This is a genomic window from Paraburkholderia sp. UCT31, from assembly GCF_014397655.1.
GTDB classification, from domain to species: domain Bacteria; phylum Pseudomonadota; class Gammaproteobacteria; order Burkholderiales; family Burkholderiaceae; genus Paraburkholderia; species Paraburkholderia tuberum.
Window position 1 is genome coordinate 20,122 of record NZ_VZQP01000051.1, and the last position, 19,943, is coordinate 40,064.

Consider the following 19,943-nt stretch of genomic DNA (forward strand, 5'->3'; position numbering starts at 1 on the left):
AACGGCGTGACTGCTGGTTTCACCGGAGCGCTGACACTAAAGCGCTTCTTTCATGATAGAAGCCGGTGTGCGTTGGGACGGTATAGGGTATTTGCGTATAAACCATTACACAAAGGCGCCGGCAATCCCCTACCTTTAAGAGGCAGTGACGACAGAGACTCGCGAGCGGCGAACGCGACATGACAGGACGACTCCGAAATGAGTGCGATTGCACGGCATGACGACGTGTACACGAAGCTCGATTTCACGCTGGACGACGGCGTCTGCCGTCGTGCCGCGATTGGGCTCGTGGTGCTCGCCACCGATCATACGATCGAGCATGAGTGGCGGGGCTTGCTGACGCAGGACGGCGTGGCGTTCTACGAAAGCCGTGTGTATAACTCGGCGGATATCACGCCCGAACGGCTAGCGGAAATGGAGGACCGCATTGCACCGGCGGTCGCGCTGATCCGTCCGGCCGAGCGTATCGATGTGGTGGCGTTTGGCTGCACGTCCGCGTCGATGGTGATTGGGGAGGAAAAGGTGTTCGCGCGGATTCGCGAAGCGCGTGCGGACGCCGCGTGCACTACGCCGATCACCGCGGCGCTGGCGGCGCTTCGCGCACTAGGCGTCCAACGTACGGCCCTGCTTACTCCCTATGTGCGTTCGATCAACGAATACATGCGCGACTATATCGAGTCGCGTGGTCACGGCATTACGCGCATGGCGTCGTTCGAGCATGCGAACGATAACGAAGTGGCGCGGATCGATGCGGCGTCGTTGCGAACTGGTGTTGAGCGACTTGCGCGCAATCGTGACGTGGACGCGATTTTCGTATCGTGCACGAGCTTGCGCATCGCCGGGTTGATTCCGGAGCTAGAGGCGGCGATCGGCAAGCCGGTGATATCGAGCAACTACGCGATGGCGTGGCACGCGTTGCGGCTCGCCGGCGTGGGAGATTGCGAGCCTCATCTTGGGCGGCTGTTTGCGCTGTGACGTTGTACCTTGAAATGCGACGCAGCGCGACGGGGCGACCATGCGGCGATCGACGCCGAGGCCATGTTCCAGACATCGACGCGCACCACGGACGCGGCAGGCGCGTCGGCTGAACCGCCGCAGGAATCGCTCATCGAAGCGTCTGCGCGGCGGCAGGACTACGACGACTGTCCGTCATTTCCCAGCATGGTTCGACGACATGCCGGCGCGCCGCAATGACACGCGTACTGGGCACGAATGTCGTCGGTGACCGCGCCGTCCACTGACAGACCGTAATTGATGAAAAGCTCCTCCCCGGGTGCGATCGTGGCGAGCGCATGAATGAACACCCGGTCGCCCGTCTCGATGGCCTCGCAGTTGGGGGCGCACGCATGGTTCAGAAAGCGGGCGCTGTTGCCGCCGCGGCTGCCGTCGATCACTCGTCCGCTGGACAGCCCAAACACGAACGTGTGGCCCGCGTCGGCTCGCTGACGGGCGGCGGCGCGCCGCCAGCTGGTCACTTCCCCCTTGTACTCGATCACCCGTTCGCCCGGGGCGATCGGCTGCAGGGCAAACAGTCCCATGCCATGCACTGGTGAGCGTCGTGCGGTGATGCGTCGCAATCGCATTTTGTCGTTTCCTTCGCGACCCTCGGTCGTTGCATGTGGTTGAGCGGCGATGCGAAGCATATCGCCACACAGTCAGGCGCTCAATATTTTTCTTTTTAAAAGCGCAACTAACAGCCAAGGACGGACCGCGCCAAGGGTCGGCTCAGCCAAACGAGCGGCTGGCCGCCGCTGCGCGCTTGCGCAACCAGTTCATGCAGGCGAACAGGGCGATGGCGAACGCCATCAGCAGTGTGGCCACGGCAAGGATCGACGGGTCGATCTGGTCACGGATGCCACTCCACATCTGCCGCGGCACGGTGCGCTGCTCGGGGCCGCCAATGAACAGAATGACGATCACTTCGTCGAACGACGTCGCGAATGCGAACACACTGCCCGTTGCGACGGCGGGCGTGATCAGCGGGAGCGTGACGCGACGAAACGCGACCCACGGCTGCGCGCCCAGCCCCGACGCAGCGCGAAGCAGGCTTTGATCGAACGACAGCAGCGAAGCCGTCACGGTGATCACCACGAAGGGCGTACCGAGCGCGGCATGCGCAAGCACGACGCCGAGATACGAATTGACCAGGCCGAGCGGCGAAAAGACCAGATAAAACCCTGCCGCGACGACAACGATAGGCACGATCATCGGCGACACGATGATCGGCATGATGATCGAGCGGTAAGGAAACTGCGTGCGGCTCAAGCCGAGCGCGGCGAGCGTGCCGAGCACCGTCGCGATCAGCGTCGACGCAGCGCCGATGCCGATGCTGTTCGCCAACGCGCGTTGCCAGTCCGGCGAACTCAGCGCCTGCGCGTACCAGCGCAGCGAGAAGCCCTGCATCGGGTACGAGAAGAATGAGCCGGAGTTGAACGACAGCGGCACGATCGCGAGGATCGGCGCGACGAGGAAAAAGAAAATGAGCGCGCAATGCACACGTAGTCCCGCGCCCGCGATGCGTTCCGAGAGTAGCCGGGTTCGTCCGTCTTTCATCTGAGTCTGCCTGTTGATCAACCATACGAAGGAGCGACAACCCATTAGCGTCGGTTGCGCGGCGCGTTAGCCGAAGCGCAAGCGGTCGATACCGACCAGCCGGTTGAAGATGAAATAGAACACCGCCGTGAATGCGATCAGATAGCACGACAACGCACCCGCGAGTCCCCAGTTGAGCTGATCGTTGGTCTGCGACGCGATCAGCTGGCTGATCATTTCGTCGCCGGCGCCGCCTAGCAGGGCGGGGGTGATGTAATAACCGAGCGCGAGCACGAACACGAGAAAACATCCCGCGCCGACACCCGGCAGCGTTTGCGGAATATACACTCGCACGAAGGCCACAGCCGGATGCGCGCCGAGGGATTTCGCCGCCCGCATGTACACGGGCGGGACACCTTTCATCACCGAAAAGATCGCGAGGATCATGTATGGCAGCAGGATGTGCGTCATGCCGATCAACACACCCGTGCGATTGAAAATCAGCGACAACGGATGATTGATGAGCCCAAAGCGGAGCAACGCGCTGTTGATCACACCACCCGGTTGCAGCAGCACATACCACGCGGTGGTCCGCACCAGCAGCGATGTCCAGAACGGTACGATCACGAAGAGGATCAGCCGGTTGCTCTGGTTCTCCGGCAATGTCGCGAGCAGATACGCCACGGGATAACCCAGCACCAGGCACAGCAGCGTGACCGTCGCACTGATCGTGACCGTGCGTCCGAAGGCCGCGCGGAAGATGGCGCTGTCCGCCGCGACGGACGTCACCGAGCCATCGGGCGCGACTTGCGCGTCGACGGCGTTCAGCAAATAGTCGGGCGTGGGCGAGATCGACGCACGCTTGAGGAGCCGCCAGGTTTCCGGTGTGTTCCAGTGTTCATCCAGATCGATCAGGGCGGGCTTCCATTGCGCGGGCGTTTGCGAACGTGTGGCACGCGCTGTCTTGAACAGCAGGCTGCGGAACTCTGGTTGAGAGAAGTTCATGCGTCGCGCGATATTGCCGAGCTGGCCGGATTCGCTGGCGTCCTTCAGGTCGTGCGCGAGTGCGGCAAAGGCCGGTTCGCCGGGTACGCCCGCACCGTCCCATCCGGCCAGCGCCGTGCTCAATTGCGGCATGCCGGCGCGCACTTCAGGGTTTCGCACGCTGCGCGCGAGCAGGCTCGCGATCGGCGCGACGAACGTCACCAGCAGAAAGATGAGCAACGGCAAAGCCAGCAGCAACGCGCGCATCGCGGCCTTGCGGCGCGCGGCGCGAAACGACTCGCGGTTCGCGGCCTGCGGGCCGCGGCCAAAAGGGGCGGTGGACGGCAGCTGCGTGTTCATCGTGCTCGATCTCCCGGGTGACGTTCGTTCGATCTGGCGCTACTGCGCCAGCCAGTTCTGGAACCGCTTGTTGATCGCATCCGCGTTGTCGGCCCAGAACGTCGCGTTGATTTGCAGCGGGCGTTTGAAGTTCTCCGGCGCTGTCGGCAGATCGTTCAGACGCGCCTTGTCGATCAGCGGAATGGCGTCCTTGCGCGGCGGCGCGTACGCGATGTACTTCGACAGGTCCGCATAGGCCTGCGGTGTCGAGGATGCGACGATGAACTTCCGCGCCGCGTCGGCATGCTTCGCGCCGTTGACCACGGCCCACCATTCGTAGTCGTACACCTGTGCATCCCAGACGATCTTGAAGGGCTTCTTGTCCTTGTGCACGGCGTCGTCGATGCGGCCGTTGTACGCCTGCGTCATCACGACCGCGCCGTCGGCGAGCAGTTGCGGCGCCTGCGCACCCGCCTCCCACCAGACGATGCTCGGCTTGATGGTGTCGAGCTTCTTGAACGCGCGATCGACGCCAGCCGGCGTGGAGAGGATCTTGTACACGTCCTTGGGTGCAACGCCATCGGCGATTAAGGCCCATTCCATCGCGACCTTCGGCGACTTGCGCATGCCGCGCTTGCCCGGGTACTTGTTGAGGTCGAAGAAATCGTTGATGGTGGTCGGCGCAGATTTCAGCTTGCTGGTGTCATACGCATAGACGGTGGACCATACCATCGCCGCGACGGCGCAATCACTGATCGAGCCCGGCAGGAAGTCACTGGTGTTGCCGAGCAACTTCTTGTCGAACTTGGCGATGAGGCCTTCGTCGCACGCGGTGATCTCGTCGTTGGTTTCGAGGTCGATCAGATCCCAGGTCGGGTTCTTCGACTGTTCCATCGCTTGCAGCTTGGCGAGGCCGCCATCGTAGGACTCGGTGGAGAACTGGTCGCCGGTTTTCGCAGTGAACGGTTCGAACCATGCCTTTTTCGCGGCAGCTTCATACGCACCGCCAAAGGTGACGACGGAAATCGTTTCGGCCGCGTGAACCGTGGCCGTGGCAAACACCCCGAGCGCGCACGCCGCGATGGTGGTCCGGAAGGACGAGAGTGTGGTTTTCATTTCTAGTTGGCTCCTGCGATAAGTGGCGAGGCGGACGAGGGAACGGAAACGGTGGAATAGTCGACGCCGCCGGACGCGGCGGCGGATTGCGGCGCGGCCGCCATTGCTGGCAGCACCTTGCAGTCGTCGCGTCGCCAGGTCACGGCGGTCTGACGGCCGAGCGCGGGCAGGTCATGGTGCTGTGTGTTCGGCAGCTTGACGACCATGCTTTCGCCATGGCCGAGCTTCAGATGCACGCGATGATGATCGCCGCAGTAAACGAGTTCCTCGACAAGCGCGTGCACGATGTTCATGTTCTGCCGTGTCGCTTCCTGCAAAGCGTCCGGCGTCGCGGCGATGTGCGCGCGCTCGGGACGTAGCGCCAGCACCGCCGTGTCGCCTGACGCGAGCCCGACGCCTGGGCGTCCGCACACGGTGCTGCCGTCGGCGAGCTGCATCGCAGCCCATTCCGTCCCGTAGGAATCGACGCGACCGGTCAGTCCATTGTTCTCGCCGACGAAATTGGCAACGAACGCATTCGCCGCGTTTTCGTAGAGTTCGGTCGGTGCGGCGGCCTGCTGGATGCGTCCGTCGGAAAACACGGCGACGCGGTCCGACATCGTCAACGCTTCGTTCTGGTCGTGGGTCACGTAGACGATCGTCAGCGACAGTTCGCGATGCAGCCGCATGATTTCGTATTGCATGGTTTCACGCAGGCGTTTGTCGAGCGCGCCGAGCGGCTCGTCCATCAGCACCACGCTCGGCTCGAAAACCAGCGCGCGGGCAAGTGCAACGCGCTGCTGCTGGCCACCGGACAGTTGCGACGGACGCCGTGCCGCCAGATGCGATAACTCCACCATGTCCAGCACGCGCGTCACGCGCGTTTTCTGTTCGCTACGGCTTATCTTGCGCACCGACAGCGGAAACGCGACGTTCTCGGCAATCGTCATGTGCGGGAACAGCGCATAGTTCTGAAACACCATGCCGATATCGCGCCGATGCGGTGGCTTGTCGTCCAGACGCTTGCCGGCGAGGCGGATCTCGCCGCGCGTCGGCGCTTCGAATCCCGCGAGCATCATCAGTGTCGTGGTCTTGCCGGAACCGGACGGACCGAGCAGCGAAACGAATTCACCGTGCGCGACATCGAGATCGAGTCCCTCGACGACGCTATGCACGCCGTCGTATGACTTGCTGACGCCGTCGAACGAAATAAATGGTTGGCTTGACATGAGTAACTCGGCAGAGTGTTGGCGGTCCACGTGGGGCGGCAAATCACTTCGCGCCCAGGCGTCCCGCCAGATAGCGGGCGAAGTCGTAATTCGGGCGTTCCAGAGGGCTCAGATGGCCAGGCTTCGCGAGTGGCGCGTGCACGCCGCGAAACACGGCCTCGACGCCGCGCCGGTCCTCGGCGTTGACTTCGTCGAGCAGCGTCTTCAGCGTAGCCATGTAATCGGCGGCCCGCGGATCGTCGACGAAATCCGGTGCGAGGCCTCCGCCGAAGCGGATATGCACGCGGCCGACGCCCCGCGGCTGCAGGATCAGATACCAGAAGTAGCCGGGCGTCAGCGTGATCAGGTGTGTCGGGTAGATCGCCAGCAGCGCGGTGGTACGGCGCCAGTGCCCTTGCAGGCGCGTGTTGGCGGGATGCGCGTTGCCGATCGGCAGCGATGCTTCCTTGGTGATCCAGTGATAGTTGAACGCGGGCAAGCCCGGCGGACATTCCATTTCTTCGAGCTTCGAGTGCGGCCCGACCGTTGCGCGATGCAGCATCGGCAGGTGGTAGCTCTCCATGAAATTTTCCGCGAGGATCTTCCAGTTGGTGTCCCACACGTGCTCTTCGTGGAAGGTCTCGACGTAGTTGCTCATGCCGTACGGCTCGATCAGCTTCGTCAGCCCGGACAAATGTGATTCCACCGAAGGCGCGTGCGCGTTGAGCGTTACGTAGATCCAGCCTTGCCACGTCTCGCAGCGCACGGCAGGCAGCTTGTATTGTTCCTTGCAAAAGCCCGGCTGCCGATCCATCAACGGCGCGCCCACGAGCGAACCATCGAGCGTGTAGTTCCATGCGTGATAGGGGCACACGATCCGGCGCACGTTGCCGCGCCCTTCAAGCAATACCGACATCCGGTGCAGGCAAACATTCGAGAATGCGCGCAACGCACCGCTCGCATCGCGCAGCACGAACACCGGCTGGTCGTCGATTTGCGCGGTCAGATAGTCGCCGCTCTGTGCGAGCGCGCTCGCACGGCCCACGCACAACCACTCGTTGCGAAACACGTCGCGCCGTTCGAGCGCGAGAAACGCCTCCGACGTGTAGACGGCCGGCGGCATTGCGTGTGCATCCCCGAACGGACGCTCGCAGTTCTCGCGCAGGGCGCGAACGATGTCGAGCTCAGCGTCCGTCGACTGAAGAATGGCTGACATAGGGGGCCCCCCATCAGTGTGTGCATCCGATGAGCACCAATCTAACAATCCAAATTGCTAGGTAAAATATTGTTTTTGCATGCAGTGCATAGCTCAAGTCTATGCCGAGAGGCTTTCCGGGCCGCTAACCGATGTGGAGGCGCCGAATGTACGTTTCACAGAATGCCGAGAAGCGCTTCACAACCTCGCGCGGCTTGACGGCGCCCGATAGTGCGATGCCAAGCGTCGTCGCATTGACGCTTTCCTTGAAATGTTTAATCACGAAGTCTTCGCCGTCCACTGTTCGGGTCGACTTCAGCGGGAAGTTGAGTATGCTGTAACCCAAGCCGTTGGCGACCATGCCACGCACCACTTCAGGCTGTGACGACCGGAAAGCCGCGGTAGGGCGGCTGCCGACTGCGTCGAACAGCGCGGAGAAGTACTCGCGGCTATGCGGAAGGTCCAGCATCACATAGGGCTCGGGCAGCAGATCGGCCAGCGACACTTTGCGGGCCCGTGCAAGCCTGTGTGTTTTAGGCAGGATGACATACGGTGGCAGCGAAAGCAGCGGGGTAAACGCGATTCCATCGGCGATATCGAGGCTGTAGGTCAGCGCGATATCGAGCGAGCCGTCGCGCAGGCCGCTCAAAAGCGTGTCCTGATGCGCTTCCGTCGTACGGAAGGTGACCGCCGGATAGTCCCGCACGAAGCGGCTGATGATGCCTGGCATCAGCGGCGGGGCCAGTGACACCATGCAGCCCAGCGAGATGGAGCCCGACATGCCGCCGTCGATTTCCTTCGCGGTCAGCTGCAATTCTTCGGCGTTCTGAAGCAGATTGCGAGCGTGGCCGAGCAGATCGCGGCCCGGTTGCGTGAGCGACAGCCCGCTGGCGTGATGGCGGATGAACAGTTGGACGCCGAACGATTCCTCCAGATCCGCGAGCGACGTCGAGATAGACGGCTGCGAAATGTGCAGACGCTTTGCCGCGGCGGTGAACGAAAGCGTCTCGGCCGTGACGACAAAATACCTGAGCTGACGCAACGAGTAGCGTATCGAGTTGCCGTCCATCAGTTGCTCCGTGTTCGGTCGAACCGATTGTCGCTCGCCAATTGTCGATTGCATAGCGAAAAACGATGCAAAGCATTTTTAAAATATAGTTTTTGTTGCCCGCCGCGCGGCGTACATTCTGTCCGACCGAAGAGAGAGTGTGACCTGAATCCAGAGCGCTTTTCAGAAGGAGAAGGCCATGTCGGCTGAAAAATTGTCGATCGACACGCTGGTCATAGGCGCGGGTCAGGCTGGCGTGGCAATGAGCGAACACCTGAGCAAACTCGGCGTACCCCATCTCGTGCTGGAGCGCGACCGCATTGCCGAACGCTGGCGTACCTGCCGCTGGGATTCACTGGTCGCCAATGGTCCCGCCTGGCACGACCGCTTCCCTAATATGGAGTTCGAAGGACTCGATCCTGATGGGTTCGCCGCCAAGGATCAGGTCGCCGATTACTTCGAGGCCTATGCGCGCAAATTCGATGCGCCGATCCGCACGGGCGTCGAAGTCACGAGCGTCGAGCGTCTGAAGGGCCGGGCAGGATTTACGGTCGCAACGTCCGATGGCACGATCGAAGCCTGTCGCGTGGTCGTTGCGACGGGGCCGTTCCAGCGGCCCGTCATTCCCCCCATCGCGCCACAGGACGTCGAGCTCACGCAGCTTCATTCGGCCCACTATCGGAACCCGGCGCAGCTGCCCGAAGGCGCGGTGCTCGTGGTTGGCGCGGGGTCGTCCGGCGTGCAGATCGCGGACGAACTGCAACGCGCGGGCCGCAAGGTTTATCTGTCCGTCGGTGCGCATGACCGTCCGCCGCGCGCCTATCGCGGTCGCGATTTCTGCTGGTGGCTGGGTGTACTCGGCGAATGGGACAAGGAAGTCGCCGTGCCGGGACGCGAGCATGTGACCATTGCCGTCAGCGGCGCGTACGGCGGCCAGACCATCGATTTTCGCAGGCTCGCTCATCAGGGCATGACGCTGGTCGGCACGACGAAATCGTTCGCGAATGGCGTCGCGACCTTCGAACAGGACCTCGCCGCCAATCTGAAGCGTGGCGACGAAAACCTGATGTCGCTACTGGACGCGGCCGACGACTACGTCGAGCGCAACGGCGTGGACCTGCCGGAAGACCCCGACGCACGCCTGATTCCACCAGACCCGGAGTGCGTGACGCATCCGCTCCCGGAACTGGATCTGAAGAAGGCGGGTGTGAGCACGATCATTTGGGCCACCGGCTATGCCGTCGATTTCAGCTGGCTGCACGTGAACGCATTCGACGATAAGGGCAAGCCGCAGCATCAGCGCGGTGTATCGAAGGAACCGGGCGTGTATTTCCTCGGCTTGCCGTGGTTGTCGCGGCGCGCGTCGTCGTTTATCTGGGGCGTCTGGCACGACGCAAAGCACATCGCCGATCACATCGTCACGCAGCGCAAATACCTCGCGTATCGCGACGCGTCGCAGCGTCGGCAGGACGCGCGCGGCGTGCACGGCGCGAATCCAACCGATACCGCGTGCGACGAATCGCACGCGCCGAAGACCAAAGAAGTGGGAGTGAACTGATGCCTACGCATACCCGCATCCGCATGTTCAATACGAAGGAGACGTACCCGAACCAGTCGCTCGATAACGATCTTTGCCAGGCGGTTCGCGCGGGCAATACGGTCTATGTGCGCGGCCAGGTCGGTACGGATTTCGACGGCAACCTGGTCGGTCTCGGCGATCCGCGCGCGCAGGCCGAGCAGGCGATGAAGAACGTCAAGCAACTTCTCGAGGAAGCGGGCAGCGACCTGTCGCATATCGTCAAGACGACGACTTACATCACTGATCCCCGTTATCGCGAGCCGGTGTATCAGGAAGTCGGCAAGTGGCTGAAGGGCGTGTATCCGATTTCGACGGGGCTGTGCGTCAGCGCGCTCGGCCAGCCGCAATGGCTGATGGAAATCGACGTGATCGCCGTGATTCCGGACAACTGGAAGCCATCTCAGGCGTGAGGAGCTAGCCATGACATTCTCGATCGTTGGACGTTGCGGCAAGACCGGTCAGCTCGGTATCGCGATCAGTTCGTCGAGCATTGCGGTGGGTGCGAGGTGTCCGTGGGCGCGCGCGGGCGTCGGTGCGGTGGCGACGCAGAACGTGACGCTGCCCGCGCTCGGGCCGCAGATTCTCGATCTGCTGGAAAGCGGGCGTATCGCGGCGGATACGGCGCTCGAACGGGCGCTAGGCGCGAGCGAATGGAGCGAATACCGGCAGGTGACGGTGGTCGACAGTGAGGGGCGAACCGCGATGTTCACCGGCAAGGAAGCACTCGGCGTGCATCACGCCGTCGCGGGAAATCAGTGTGTGGCAGCGGGCAATCTGCTCGCCGGCAAGCCGGTGATCGACGCGATGGTGAAAGCGTTCGAGAGCGCACAGGGCGCGCTCGCCGATCGTCTGCTGCACGCGATGCAGGCGGCCGTCGAGGCTGGCGGAGAAGCAGGGCCCGTCCATTCGGCGGCTCTGAAGATCGTCGATACACAGGTCTGGCCGATCGTCGATCTGCGTGTCGATTGGGCCGACGACGATCCGATCGGCAAACTTGCCGCGCTTTGGCAAGCGTATCGGCCGCAGATGCGGGACTACATCGCACGCGCGTTGAATCCAACCGCGGCGCCGAGCTACGGAGTGCCCGGCGATGAGTGAGTTGTCGAGCCGTGCGCTGCTCGAACGGCTGACCGGTTTCGCGACTGTCAGCCGCGACTCCAATCTGGAACTGATCGGCTTCGTGCAGCAATACCTCGCGGATCCAGGTGTGGACAGCGAGCTGTTCCATAACGCCGAGCGTACCAAGGCGAACCGGTTCGCCACAAACGGTCCGCGAGAGCGTGGTGGCATCGTGCTGTCCGGGCATACCGATGGTGTGACGCGATGTTCGCTCGCCTCGCTGAACATCTCAAAAGCGTGAGGTAGCCTGCGCGTCTGCGGTGCAAATCGGGCGTGAGGGGTTCATCAGGACACGCGCTCGGCCACTTCGAGCACGAAGTGCGCGACCACGACCATGCCGGTGATCAGGGTCGCGAGCCAGCAGAGCGCGCGTAACGACCAGTGCGCGACGATTTCGCCGACCGCTTCTCGTTTCGCACTCAGCAGCACCAGAAGCACCAGCACGGGCGTAATCGTCATACCGTTGACGATGGCGCTCCAGTACAGCGCCTTGACAGGGTCGACGTGCCATAGGCCGAGCGCAACGCCAAGCAGCGTGCCGAGCCCCGCGAGCGCAACGAGCAGAACAGCAATGCGCCGATCACGCCGTTGGCCGTGGGGCCAGTCGAACGAACTCGCGACCGCTTGCGCAGCGGAACCCCCGAGCGAAGGTAGTGCGAGCAGCGCTGAGCCGATCAGTGCGAGCCCAAGCAGTGTGCCGGCGTAGCCATCCACTAGCGGCTCGAGCACCCTGGAAAGCTCCATGGGCTCGCCGGGGCGCGTCTGTGCACCATGCAGCGTCGCCGCAGCCGCAATCATGATGCACAATGCGGCCACGCTCGAGAGCGCGGTGCGCGTCAAGGTCTGCATGCGCAACCGGCGAAGCTGCTCTGACGAATGCCGATCGCCCCGCGCCGCGTGCTGTTCGTGCTGTCGATGCTCTTCCTGTGCTTCCTGCTCGGCCTGCGAAAAAAGCAGATAGGGACTCATCGTCGTACCGAGCACGGCCATCAGCATCGTGACGAAATCTTCTTTCCACTCGACGTGCGGCACGAGCGAGCGCAGCACGACCGTGTGCCACGGCACATCGACGATCAGCAGCACGCCGGCATACGCGAGCATCGGCAGCATCAACCATTTGAGCACCTGCGCATAGCGCGCATAGGGAATGAACCACTGCAACGCAATCGACGTACAACCGCATGCGAGGGCAAGCAACCAAAGCGGCTCATGAGTGAAGCGTTGCACGACCGCGGCCATCGCCATCACATTGACGGCGATATTCAGCGTGTTCGCAATCACGAACCGCGCCACCGCCAAATAGAAGAACACCGGCGAATAGTGCGCGCGCATGTTCGCGGTCAGGCCATGTCCGGTGACGGCGGCGACACGCGCCGAGACCAGCTGCAACGCGACCATCGACGGAAACGACAGCACGCAGGTCCACAGCAGGTCGTAGCCGTACCACGCGCCCGCGAGTGAATATGTGGCGATACCGCTGGGATCGTTATCGCAGCCGAGACTTGCCAGCCCCGGCCCGAGATCGGCGGCCCACGAGCGGGCGGGCTGCGACGAGGCAGCGTGCGTATTACCTTGTGCGGCGCGGGGCGCCGTGCCCCTGTCGGGGGAAGAGTGCATTCGCCTGACCGTCGGGAAACCAGGGATGCTGTAGCGCTCGCACGAAACGTTCCTTCGTCGACTCGTTTCGCGGCACACATATTGGCACACATATTCAGCGGATGTGACGCTATCGGGGGCGACTATCAGGACTCCCGCAGGCTGACGATACAATGTCACATCTTCAACCGCGCCGACCAGCGCGAAACGCTCGTCGACCGCGGCGAGCGAGCGACCAGTCTCCGCGATAGCTCCCCGCAAGTGAGGTCTCAATGCCCACGCGTCTTTTCCGCGCCGCGGCGATCGAAACGGATTCAAAGCGGTGAATGACACACTAGGGTCTGTTTACATATGGAACGCACCCCAGTTCTGAAATTCATTCCAGGGGAATGCCCGCTATCGGCCGCATGGCGGCGTCGTGCGTCGCTCACGTGGCGCGGCCACGCAGCGCTCCTTACTCCTTGCCCTGCGCCCCGAAGGAAGTCCCCTTGGGGGACGCCCCGAAGGAAGTCCCCTTGGGGGACGCCCCGAAGGAAGTCCCCTTGGGGGACGCCCCGAAGGAAGTCCCCTTGGGGGACGGCCGATAGCGGGCATTCGCACGTGCGTTCCATATGTAAACAGACCCTAGGCCATACTGCATCGCAGCTGACTCGCTGCGTTTGCCTGAATTCCCGACCTGCTTCGGTAGGGATGCTGGATGTGCCGGACATAGTGACAGTTGCGACGAGCCGCTGAAGAAAATCGCTGGAAAGGAGAAATCTTGAAAAAGACAGGATTCACGGTTCTGATCATGACGCCTTGCACGGGCGCGCACGCATCGGACTACGCTGAGGTCTGGAATCCACCAGAGGCACGCGCGAACATGCTTCGAGTGACGACTCGCGCCGCGTCCGTCAGGGTCGTGCGCTAATGGAAACGATCGACTACGACGGGTACACGTTGTGGGGGCATGCCATCCTTCAGCAGGAAGGCGAAGGCATCCTGCAACCGGAGCGCTATGCGGCGAGCGGAACCATTACGCGAGGCGGAAAGCTGATCGAAGCATCAGGCATTCTGGGACTATTCGATAGCGAGGAGGAAGCCCACCATGCAGGCCTGGATTGGGCGCGCGCGTGGGTGGATGCTCATGGATGAGCTTGCGCTTGGCAGGGTAGTCGAGAGGCTTGGAGCCGTTGCCGTTGGTGGGCCGGGAGGACGCGCCAGCGGATCGACTCAAACCACGCTTCCCGCTTGCTGCGCCCATACAGCAGCAACATTGCCGCTATCACCGCGCCGTAGATGATCTGACGTCCCGCCTCGGGCATCTGCGCGACTGAAAGGATCGACTGCAGCAGCGTGATGAGGATCGCGCCAGCCACGGTGCCGAGGTATGAACCTCGTCCACCCGGAATCGATGTGCCGCCGAGCACGACTGCCGCGATCGCCGGCAACAGGTAGGCATCGCCCATCGACTGCGCTGCCTTCGACGCATAACCTGCGAGCAATACGCCGCCGAACGCCGCGAACGCGCTGCACACGGCGAATGCGGCCACGGTCACGCGCCGCGTATTGATGCCGGACAGATACGCCGCGCGTTCGGTATTGCCGATCGCGTACAGCGTGCGGCCGAAGGTCGTACGCGACAACAGGAACACCGTGGCGCCGCCGATCACGAGCCATAGCGCGACGGCATTCGGCACGCCCGGTACGAGCCAGCCCGCCGCGAGCCATCGCATCACCTGTGGCGCGGAATCCTGCGGCGACGATCCGCCGGTATCGACGATCATGATGCCCTGTGCGACCGCATTGGTCGCGACCTTGCCGGTCAGTGCGTCGGCGAGGTCCTCGTTGATCGAGCCGCCGGGCACGGGGCGCAGCAGCAGCGCCGCAGGCGCGCTCCGCCATGTTTAAACTGCCGCGCGGACTGGGCCCGATCGAGACGCTGCGCGCGCGGGCGGTGATCGAAAGCGGGATCGCGGCCTTAGCCGCTACCGAGCGCAAAGATTCAGACCTCGACCGGCTCTTCGCCGCGTTGCGCGCGATGCGCGAAAACATGGACGACAAGGCTGCGAACGAGGCCGCCGACCGTGATTTCCATCTGGCGATCGCGCGGGCGACGGGAAACGAAATGCTCCGGCTCGTGGTGACAGCGATGTGGGACAACTCCCGTGCCGACCCGTTGTGGAAAAAGATCGAGGAGCACTTTCATACTCCCGCATTGCGGGCGGCGTCACAGGATGACCATCAGCGCATCTTTGCGGCCATCATGGCGCGAGATGCGACCGCCGCGCGCACGGCGATGCAGGCGCATCTGGCGCGCGTGGTCGGCGAGTTCACACGAGCCTGGCGTTAGTTAGACCATGTTCTGTGGTGCGCGCCGCAAGCTGCAGCGGCACCGCCCCAATCCGTTCGCCTTCAGCTCGGTCACGGCTCTGATTCATCGCCGGCAATCTGGTCGAGGAACCGCGCCAGTCGTTCGGTATCGGCGCGCGTCCAGCCCTCGGGAGGCACCACGCTGGCCCAGCCGTTGGCGTAGTCCTCCGACGAGTAGTTGTGACCAAAACCCGCCGGCACGCCGAGTTGGTGAATCAGATCGCCCACCGCCTGCACGCCCGAGACGATGGGAAACCAATGCATGGCGTCAGGCACGTCGAAGCCACGTGGCCGAGCCAGCCATTCGGGCGGCCACCAGAACGCACTGGCACTCCAGAACACGGCCGGATCGGCCGGATGCTGAAGGTACACGATTCGCGGGGCCGGCCAGTCGGTGTCCAATGCCACCTGATGCGGATCGCGGCTCAAGAACCGTACCGAACGCCCCCCATCGAAGATCGGCTGCCAGAAGGGCGACCCGCTATCGCGCTCGCGAGTGAGTTGCGAATGGATCGGGTTGCTTTGTTTGGCGCCGACGATCAGCACGCCATCCGTTCGGGCCATCATGTTGGCTACCGAGGCAGAGGCGTCTTTCCCGACGAAAGGCGCTTCCACCCCTGCGGCGCCGAGACTCTTGCCGAACAGAACGAGCTTTGGCCGTCGTTTCGGCGGGAGCATCGACCATCGGGCGCGAACCGCGTTGAAGAGCGTGACACCCGCCTCGTTCGCGAGACCAGCATCCATGAAAATGGCGAGTCGGCTAGGCAGGAAAGAGTATTGGATCGCCACGATCGCCGTGTCGCCACCGTGCAGTTGCTCCAGCGAAGCCGCGGCTTTGGGGACTATCCAGCCCGTGCCGGTGGGTATCCACACGACCAGCACTTTCCGCTCGAACCCGCCGGCGCGCTCGAGCTCGCGGACCGCAATCTGTGCACGCTGCTCGAGGGAGTCCGCGGAACGCACTCCGACGTAGACCCTCACCGGATCGACCAGTCTCGCATCAGTCCCGTGGAACTTCGCGAGCTCTTGCGTGGTTGTCGCTGTCGCCACGAAGCCGCGCCCCATGCGGCCCAAGGTGTCCCATGCGACGAACGACGTGCTGCTGCCGGACACCGTTGGCGACGTGGGGGCCACGATTCCCTCGGTCGTGTTCTCGTTCACCCGCCCGTGGACGAAGTTGGAGACCGTGGTGAGAGCGGGAAAGGCCACTCCGCGACCGAGCGCCATGCCAATCACGATGATGAGCAGCGCTGTTGCCGGCACCGAAACGATCGGGGGCACGTGGCCCTGGATGACCTGCTTGACTGCGGCGACACCGCGCGCCGTCAATCGCCCGATGACTACCAGCAACACCGCGCTCAACGGCGATAGGACGATCACCAGCACGGCGTCGAACCAGGCGATCGGCGCCATCCCCATGAAACTACGCTGCTCGTTCTGCCAGCCGAGCCATAGCTTCGAGCCAACGAATAGTGCAATGAGCCACGCCGCTGCCAGAACGATCCAGCTGCGCCGTCGGATCTCGCTGCCGGGCACGCGCCCCCATCGCTCCAGCAGCCGATGCACGCCGCGGCCGACCAATGTGCCTATCCCGTAGCCGATGGCCAGACAGAACGCGCCGACCACGGTTTGCGTTCCCCACGACCGCGGAATCAGTGTCGGCGTCAGTGACTGCCACCAGAACACGAGCGCGAGCAGCGAGCCGCTGAGCGTCGGCGTCCAGGACGTGCTTCGAAGCCCGGCGGCTACCGGCTCATGGGAGTCCCGCATGCGTGCTCGCTCGGATTGGCACAACTCGCACCTCGTTTCCGCGGGTCACCCGCAAAGGAGTTGATGACGCGACCAGCCTTGATTCAGACTCCGCCAGGAGGGCAGTAATGGAAGATGCCGCCGCATGATCAGGCACGACGATGTTTTCCTGATTACCGCGCGCAGCACGACACATGGGGGCAGCGGAATGGACGGGGCTGCTCCGATCTCGTGCGATGTTTCTCCTGCGTCGAAAAAACGTCAACGATAAACCGGCCATGCGTCGCATTGTATTTACCTTTCTGTCCCCCGAACAACATCGTCGCTCTGCGCGCATCGTGTTCAAACATCGATGAACCGGCCTGTCGGTGGCGACGTCGCCCGAGCGAGGGCTTTACGGAGCTTGCGCGCACGCTGCTTGCTCGTCGCGCTGGTCGCTACCCGGTGGCACGATCAAGCCCGCTCCGAAAGGGCGCGCCGGCGCATTAAAAAACGTCCTGGCGCGTTGCGGGCCGAGCGGCCGCGTCGCGGAGCCTGCGCCTTTGAGAAGGCGTCGACAACATCGAATCGACAAAGGTGTGCGCCCGATTTTCTCCATACTTGAACGCTTCATGCTCGGTCAGAAAATCGAACTGTTCCGGAAAACTCAGCAGTTCCTGCTCCGGATTGCCGGGCAACGTCACGGTCCATGACACGCGATAACGGCGATATTTGCCGCCGAGCCAATGCGTCTTCGATAGCGTAACGTTCACCTCGATATTGCAGCCGCGATACGGCGCATATTCCTGAAAGGACATCGCTTTTCTCCCACAACTGAACGCTTGCCACGTACGTCTGCGTTGCCGGCGGTCGCGCGCGGCCTCCGGATCGGCGGGATAGTCGATCTCGTCCGCGACCGGGACATAGACGCTCGCCCCGCTGGTCGCGCCGTTCGGCCGCGAAAAACGCGCAGCGCATGCGTGTCTCGTTATGCATTTCGTATTGACGATGCACATCGAGCAACGCGCGTTCCCGCGCGGCAACCATCGTCTCGGCCCGCAGCGCGGCTGCGCTCGTGGCCATTCCCCCGGTCTTCGTGACGCGGCGCTCGCGCACCGGCTGAACATCAAGGCGATTCAGGTGGCGGAACGGGACTTCCAGGTCGCCAAACGCCGCAAGGCGCGAAACGAGTTCGTCGATACGTGGTCCGTCGACGCGTTCGTGGAAGAGGGCATGCAGCCGGCGGAACCACGATGGGGTACGCATGAACGGCATTGGCCTGCGGACGCGCATCGGCACGGGTAAAGCGCGCGGGACACTCAGCCGGCCACGCCGCGCCGACGGGCTCGATCGACTCGACGGCACCCGGTGATCAAGGCCCGGGAAGGAACTGGACGTCTCCGTACCAGGCGCGTGTCGTGGCACCGGTATTGTCGGTATCGGTCAGCAGCCCGTAGCCTGTGATTCGTCCGGGCGGTTCGTGAAAGACCCGCTCATAGTCTTGCACGATATTGCGGCGCAGGCTTTGCCACTGACCCGCATCGCCAGGCAGACCAGAGACCACGATCATCTGTACGCGGTTCGTGCGAGGGTTGGCAATGACGGTACCCGGCGCGGCGGTGGTCGACCACACGTACATCAACGTGGCATAGGGCAGATCTTGGCCACTCAGTTGCTTGGCCAGCCCCATCTTCGCCCGGTCGAAAAGCGACAGCTTGCTCTTGTCTCCGGCAAACATGAACACCAGCCGCGCTGGCGCGTCTTCCTTCGACGCGACGCGGTTATCGGCGCCTTCGATCGGTCTATCCGCTTTCCAGCGCCATGCCACGACGGGAGTGCGAGCGAGGTCGATATCACCCTCGTGCATCAGCGCGGAAGCAGAGCGGTTCGCGTCCGCCTGCAGCACAGTGGTGTGGTCGTCGCGAACGAGCGTGTATTGCGTGATGGGCTTGCCGCGCACGACCGGCATGTTCTTCCAGCCCGCGGGCAGCGATGCGCCGGGCTCGATCGAGGAAAAGGCGATACCGGGCTTTTCGTCCTGGGCAAGGATGGGTGGCGACAACAAAAGAAGCGCGACGCATGCGGCGATCCAGGCTGACGGGGCTGTTCGTTTTTGCGCTCGACGGCGCGAGGCAAGATGCATGGCAGGTCGCATTCGTATTTTGGATAGCGTCCATTGTAATGGGCTCCTCGGGCGACATTTCAGCGGAGCTTTCACGCCGGCGGTTGAGGTTCTGTTTGCTGCGTCGTAGTGTTTGCATGACGAGGCTCGCAACGCGCCGCGCGGTATTCCCGTCGCGTCGTGCGGCGCGGGAGGGGTTTGCTCCACTCATCACAGGCGTCAATTTCCCACATATTGGGGAAACTCCCTGGCTCGTAAAAATCGTAGTGCGACTTAACAAAGTTAGAATGACGGCTCTAAGACGGCTTCAGACCGTCTGCCTGGCCAACGGCCCGGTGTGGGAACCACCTTCACGAATCGCAGTGGCAGCGATCGCCGTGTCCGCGAGAACCTGAGAGATATTCCGTGAGCAGCCCAAAACAGATGCCATTTACCCTATCCGTTCTGACCGACGTGTCGCAACTGCCCAACCAGTTTCTCGCCGGTTATTGCGCGCTGATACGGCTGAACGTGGATACATACAGGTCCGCGGTCACGGGTGCCGCGCTGCACTGGGAAAGCGTATTGCGCGCCCAGACACCTGAACAGTTCCTCAGACGTCAAGCGGATGTGATGCCTTGGCTTACCCTGCAGTTCGCCGGATACACCCGCGGCTGGATGAATATCGCGTCTGAAACGATCAGACCGTGCCACGCCGGCGGCGATCACGACGACGAGCGTGAGCTCCACGAGGACACCAGGCCCGCTGGCCTGCCGGCCTGCGCAACGGGCGTCGACGCGATGATGCGCGCGGCCGTGCCGCCGGAAGTGCAGCCGGACGGCGCGTCCGTCGCCGAGGCACAGGTCGGGGAAATGGTCCGTGCCTTTCTCGAGCGCGTCGAAAAGGCGACGCCTGACACGGCGGAACGACGAGGTCCGCCTCGCACACGTCGCTCGTCAACCCGATAGGCGACGAGCTTCCACCAATCCTGCCGGTTCCGGTATTCGCGTGCTGCCGATGCAGCCGTGGCCGGATCTGGTCACCCGTTCCTTCGCTCCCGCCGTGA

General features: G+C 63.0%; 19 protein-coding genes and 2 pseudogenes. 9 read left to right on the forward strand and 12 right to left on the reverse strand.

What is annotated here, in order from left to right; genetic code table 11:
- Positions 1-198 precede the first annotated feature (198 nt).
- Positions 199-975, forward strand: coding sequence for an aspartate/glutamate racemase family protein (locus tag F6X40_RS32000; protein WP_187630570.1), 777 nt, complete (start codon positions 199-201; stop codon positions 973-975).
- Between the two features lie 158 nt (positions 976-1,133).
- Here F6X40_RS32000 and F6X40_RS32005 read toward each other — a convergent pair whose 3' ends face one another.
- The 7 genes from F6X40_RS32005 to F6X40_RS32035 form a co-directional block, all read right to left on the reverse strand.
- Complete coding sequence (locus F6X40_RS32005; protein ID WP_090811862.1) at positions 1,134-1,583, reverse strand: SET domain-containing protein; 450 nt, start codon at positions 1,581-1,583, stop codon at positions 1,134-1,136.
- 142 nt (positions 1,584-1,725) lie between these two features.
- Positions 1,726-2,553, reverse strand: coding sequence for an ABC transporter permease (locus F6X40_RS32010; RefSeq protein WP_090810989.1), 828 nt, complete (start codon positions 2,551-2,553; stop codon positions 1,726-1,728).
- 66 nt (positions 2,554-2,619) lie between these two features.
- On the reverse strand, positions 2,620-3,876 hold the full coding sequence (locus tag F6X40_RS32015; protein ID WP_187630571.1) for an ABC transporter permease: 1,257 nt from the start codon (positions 3,874-3,876) through the stop codon (positions 2,620-2,622).
- Positions 3,877-3,915: 39 nt separating this feature from the next.
- Positions 3,916-4,971 (reverse strand): ABC transporter substrate-binding protein, encoded by a 1,056-nt coding sequence (locus F6X40_RS32020; protein ID WP_187630572.1) that lies wholly within the window; start codon positions 4,969-4,971, stop codon positions 3,916-3,918.
- Positions 4,972-4,973: 2 nt separating this feature from the next.
- Positions 4,974-6,179, reverse strand: a complete 1,206-nt coding sequence (locus F6X40_RS32025; RefSeq protein ID WP_187630573.1) for an ABC transporter ATP-binding protein — start codon at positions 6,177-6,179, stop codon at positions 4,974-4,976.
- 43 nt (positions 6,180-6,222) lie between these two features.
- A complete protein-coding gene (locus F6X40_RS32030) occupies positions 6,223-7,374 on the reverse strand; it encodes an SRPBCC family protein (protein WP_187630574.1) in 1,152 nt (383 codons plus the stop codon).
- A gap of 124 nt (positions 7,375-7,498) precedes the next feature.
- Entirely contained in the window at positions 7,499-8,422 is a 924-nt protein-coding gene (locus tag F6X40_RS32035; protein WP_090811864.1) for a LysR family transcriptional regulator, read from the reverse strand.
- Between the two features lie 178 nt (positions 8,423-8,600).
- Here F6X40_RS32035 and F6X40_RS32040 point away from each other — a divergent pair, with 178 nt between their 5' ends.
- The 4 genes and pseudogenes from F6X40_RS32040 to F6X40_RS32055 all read left to right on the forward strand — a co-directional run.
- Positions 8,601-9,959, forward strand: a complete 1,359-nt coding sequence (locus tag F6X40_RS32040; protein WP_187630575.1) for a flavin-containing monooxygenase — start codon at positions 8,601-8,603, stop codon at positions 9,957-9,959.
- A complete protein-coding gene (locus tag F6X40_RS32045; RefSeq protein WP_187630576.1) occupies positions 9,959-10,390 on the forward strand; it encodes a RidA family protein in 432 nt (143 codons plus the stop codon). The genes F6X40_RS32040 and F6X40_RS32045 overlap by 1 nt, the downstream gene beginning before the upstream one ends.
- A 10-nt stretch (positions 10,391-10,400) precedes the next feature.
- On the forward strand, positions 10,401-11,078 hold the full coding sequence (locus F6X40_RS32050) for a DUF1028 domain-containing protein (protein WP_187630577.1): 678 nt from the start codon (positions 10,401-10,403) through the stop codon (positions 11,076-11,078).
- A pseudogene (locus F6X40_RS32055) lies at positions 11,071-11,298 on the forward strand (acetylornithine deacetylase); the annotation flags it as partial. The gene F6X40_RS32050 and the pseudogene F6X40_RS32055, both read left to right, overlap by 8 nt.
- A gap of 86 nt (positions 11,299-11,384) precedes the next feature.
- Here F6X40_RS32055 and F6X40_RS32060 read toward each other — a convergent pair.
- Positions 11,385-12,716: an NRAMP family divalent metal transporter gene (locus tag F6X40_RS32060; protein WP_187630578.1), complete on the reverse strand. Its 1,332-nt coding sequence runs from the start codon at positions 12,714-12,716 to the stop codon at positions 11,385-11,387.
- Between the two features lie 888 nt (positions 12,717-13,604).
- On the opposite strand from F6X40_RS32060, the gene F6X40_RS32065 reads away from it, so the two are divergent.
- On the forward strand, positions 13,605-13,829 hold the full coding sequence (locus tag F6X40_RS32065; protein ID WP_018422453.1) for a hypothetical protein: 225 nt from the start codon (positions 13,605-13,607) through the stop codon (positions 13,827-13,829).
- Here F6X40_RS32065 and F6X40_RS32070 read toward each other — a convergent pair.
- Entirely contained in the window at positions 13,820-14,542 is a 723-nt protein-coding gene (locus tag F6X40_RS32070; protein ID WP_410452553.1) for an ABC transporter permease, read from the reverse strand. The genes F6X40_RS32065 and F6X40_RS32070 overlap by 10 nt on opposite strands.
- 8 nt (positions 14,543-14,550) lie before the next feature.
- Between F6X40_RS32070 and F6X40_RS32075 the strand changes: the two are divergent.
- A pseudogene (locus tag F6X40_RS32075) lies at positions 14,551-15,027 on the forward strand (FadR/GntR family transcriptional regulator); the annotation flags it as partial.
- Between the two features lie 71 nt (positions 15,028-15,098).
- On the opposite strand, the gene F6X40_RS32080 reads toward F6X40_RS32075, so the two are convergent.
- Both F6X40_RS32080 and F6X40_RS32085 read right to left on the reverse strand, forming a co-directional pair.
- The gene (locus F6X40_RS32080) at positions 15,099-16,817 is read right to left on the reverse strand and encodes an alpha/beta hydrolase (RefSeq protein WP_262421617.1); all 1,719 of its coding nucleotides are present in this window, start codon (positions 16,815-16,817) and stop codon (positions 15,099-15,101) included.
- A gap of 464 nt (positions 16,818-17,281) precedes the next feature.
- Positions 17,282-17,593 carry a hypothetical protein gene (locus F6X40_RS32085; protein ID WP_187630579.1) on the reverse strand — a complete coding sequence of 104 codons (312 nt, stop codon included), beginning with the start codon at positions 17,591-17,593 and terminating at the stop codon, positions 17,282-17,284.
- Positions 17,594-17,765: 172 nt separating this feature from the next.
- On the opposite strand from F6X40_RS32085, the gene F6X40_RS42790 reads away from it, so the two are divergent.
- Positions 17,766-18,080 (forward strand): hypothetical protein, encoded by a 315-nt coding sequence (locus F6X40_RS42790; protein WP_262421618.1) that lies wholly within the window; start codon positions 17,766-17,768, stop codon positions 18,078-18,080.
- A gap of 67 nt (positions 18,081-18,147) precedes the next feature.
- Here F6X40_RS42790 and F6X40_RS32095 read toward each other — a convergent pair whose 3' ends face one another.
- Positions 18,148-18,918 carry a DUF3047 domain-containing protein gene (locus tag F6X40_RS32095; protein ID WP_187630580.1) on the reverse strand — a complete coding sequence of 257 codons (771 nt, stop codon included), beginning with the start codon at positions 18,916-18,918 and terminating at the stop codon, positions 18,148-18,150.
- Between the two features lie 402 nt (positions 18,919-19,320).
- Here F6X40_RS32095 and F6X40_RS32100 point away from each other — a divergent pair, with 402 nt between their 5' ends.
- Entirely contained in the window at positions 19,321-19,845 is a 525-nt protein-coding gene (locus F6X40_RS32100; protein WP_187630581.1) for a phasin family protein, read from the forward strand.
- The last annotated feature ends 98 nt before the right edge of the window (positions 19,846-19,943 follow it).

Excerpts from the sequence above, each read along its gene's own strand:
- F6X40_RS42790 (WP_262421618.1), top strand. The coding sequence starts at position 17,766 with ATGCATTTCGTATTGACGATGCACATCGAGCAACGCGCGTTCCCGCGC.
- F6X40_RS32000 (WP_187630570.1), top strand. The coding sequence starts at position 199 with ATGAGTGCGATTGCACGGCATGACGACGTGTACACGAAGCTCGATTTC.
- F6X40_RS32100 (WP_187630581.1), top strand. The coding sequence starts at position 19,321 with ATGCCATTTACCCTATCCGTTCTGACCGACGTGTCGCAACTGCCCAAC.
- F6X40_RS32085 (WP_187630579.1), bottom strand. The coding sequence starts at position 17,593 with ATGTCCTTTCAGGAATATGCGCCGTATCGCGGCTGCAATATCGAGGTG.
- F6X40_RS32050 (WP_187630577.1), top strand. The coding sequence starts at position 10,401 with ATGACATTCTCGATCGTTGGACGTTGCGGCAAGACCGGTCAGCTCGGT.
- F6X40_RS32045 (WP_187630576.1), top strand. The coding sequence starts at position 9,959 with ATGCCTACGCATACCCGCATCCGCATGTTCAATACGAAGGAGACGTAC.
- F6X40_RS32035 (WP_090811864.1), bottom strand. The coding sequence starts at position 8,422 with ATGGACGGCAACTCGATACGCTACTCGTTGCGTCAGCTCAGGTATTTT.
- F6X40_RS32025 (WP_187630573.1), bottom strand. The coding sequence starts at position 6,179 with ATGTCAAGCCAACCATTTATTTCGTTCGACGGCGTCAGCAAGTCATAC.
- F6X40_RS32060 (WP_187630578.1), bottom strand. The coding sequence starts at position 12,716 with ATGCACTCTTCCCCCGACAGGGGCACGGCGCCCCGCGCCGCACAAGGT.
- F6X40_RS32040 (WP_187630575.1), top strand. The coding sequence starts at position 8,601 with ATGTCGGCTGAAAAATTGTCGATCGACACGCTGGTCATAGGCGCGGGT.
- F6X40_RS32010 (WP_090810989.1), bottom strand. The coding sequence starts at position 2,553 with ATGAAAGACGGACGAACCCGGCTACTCTCGGAACGCATCGCGGGCGCG.
- F6X40_RS32030 (WP_187630574.1), bottom strand. The coding sequence starts at position 7,374 with ATGTCAGCCATTCTTCAGTCGACGGACGCTGAGCTCGACATCGTTCGC.
- F6X40_RS32080 (WP_262421617.1), bottom strand. The coding sequence starts at position 16,817 with ATGCGGGACTCCCATGAGCCGGTAGCCGCCGGGCTTCGAAGCACGTCC.
- F6X40_RS32065 (WP_018422453.1), top strand. The coding sequence starts at position 13,605 with ATGGAAACGATCGACTACGACGGGTACACGTTGTGGGGGCATGCCATC.
- F6X40_RS32095 (WP_187630580.1), bottom strand. The coding sequence starts at position 18,918 with ATGCATCTTGCCTCGCGCCGTCGAGCGCAAAAACGAACAGCCCCGTCA.
- F6X40_RS32015 (WP_187630571.1), bottom strand. The coding sequence starts at position 3,876 with ATGAACACGCAGCTGCCGTCCACCGCCCCTTTTGGCCGCGGCCCGCAG.
- F6X40_RS32005 (WP_090811862.1), bottom strand. The coding sequence starts at position 1,583 with ATGCGATTGCGACGCATCACCGCACGACGCTCACCAGTGCATGGCATG.
- F6X40_RS32020 (WP_187630572.1), bottom strand. The coding sequence starts at position 4,971 with ATGAAAACCACACTCTCGTCCTTCCGGACCACCATCGCGGCGTGCGCG.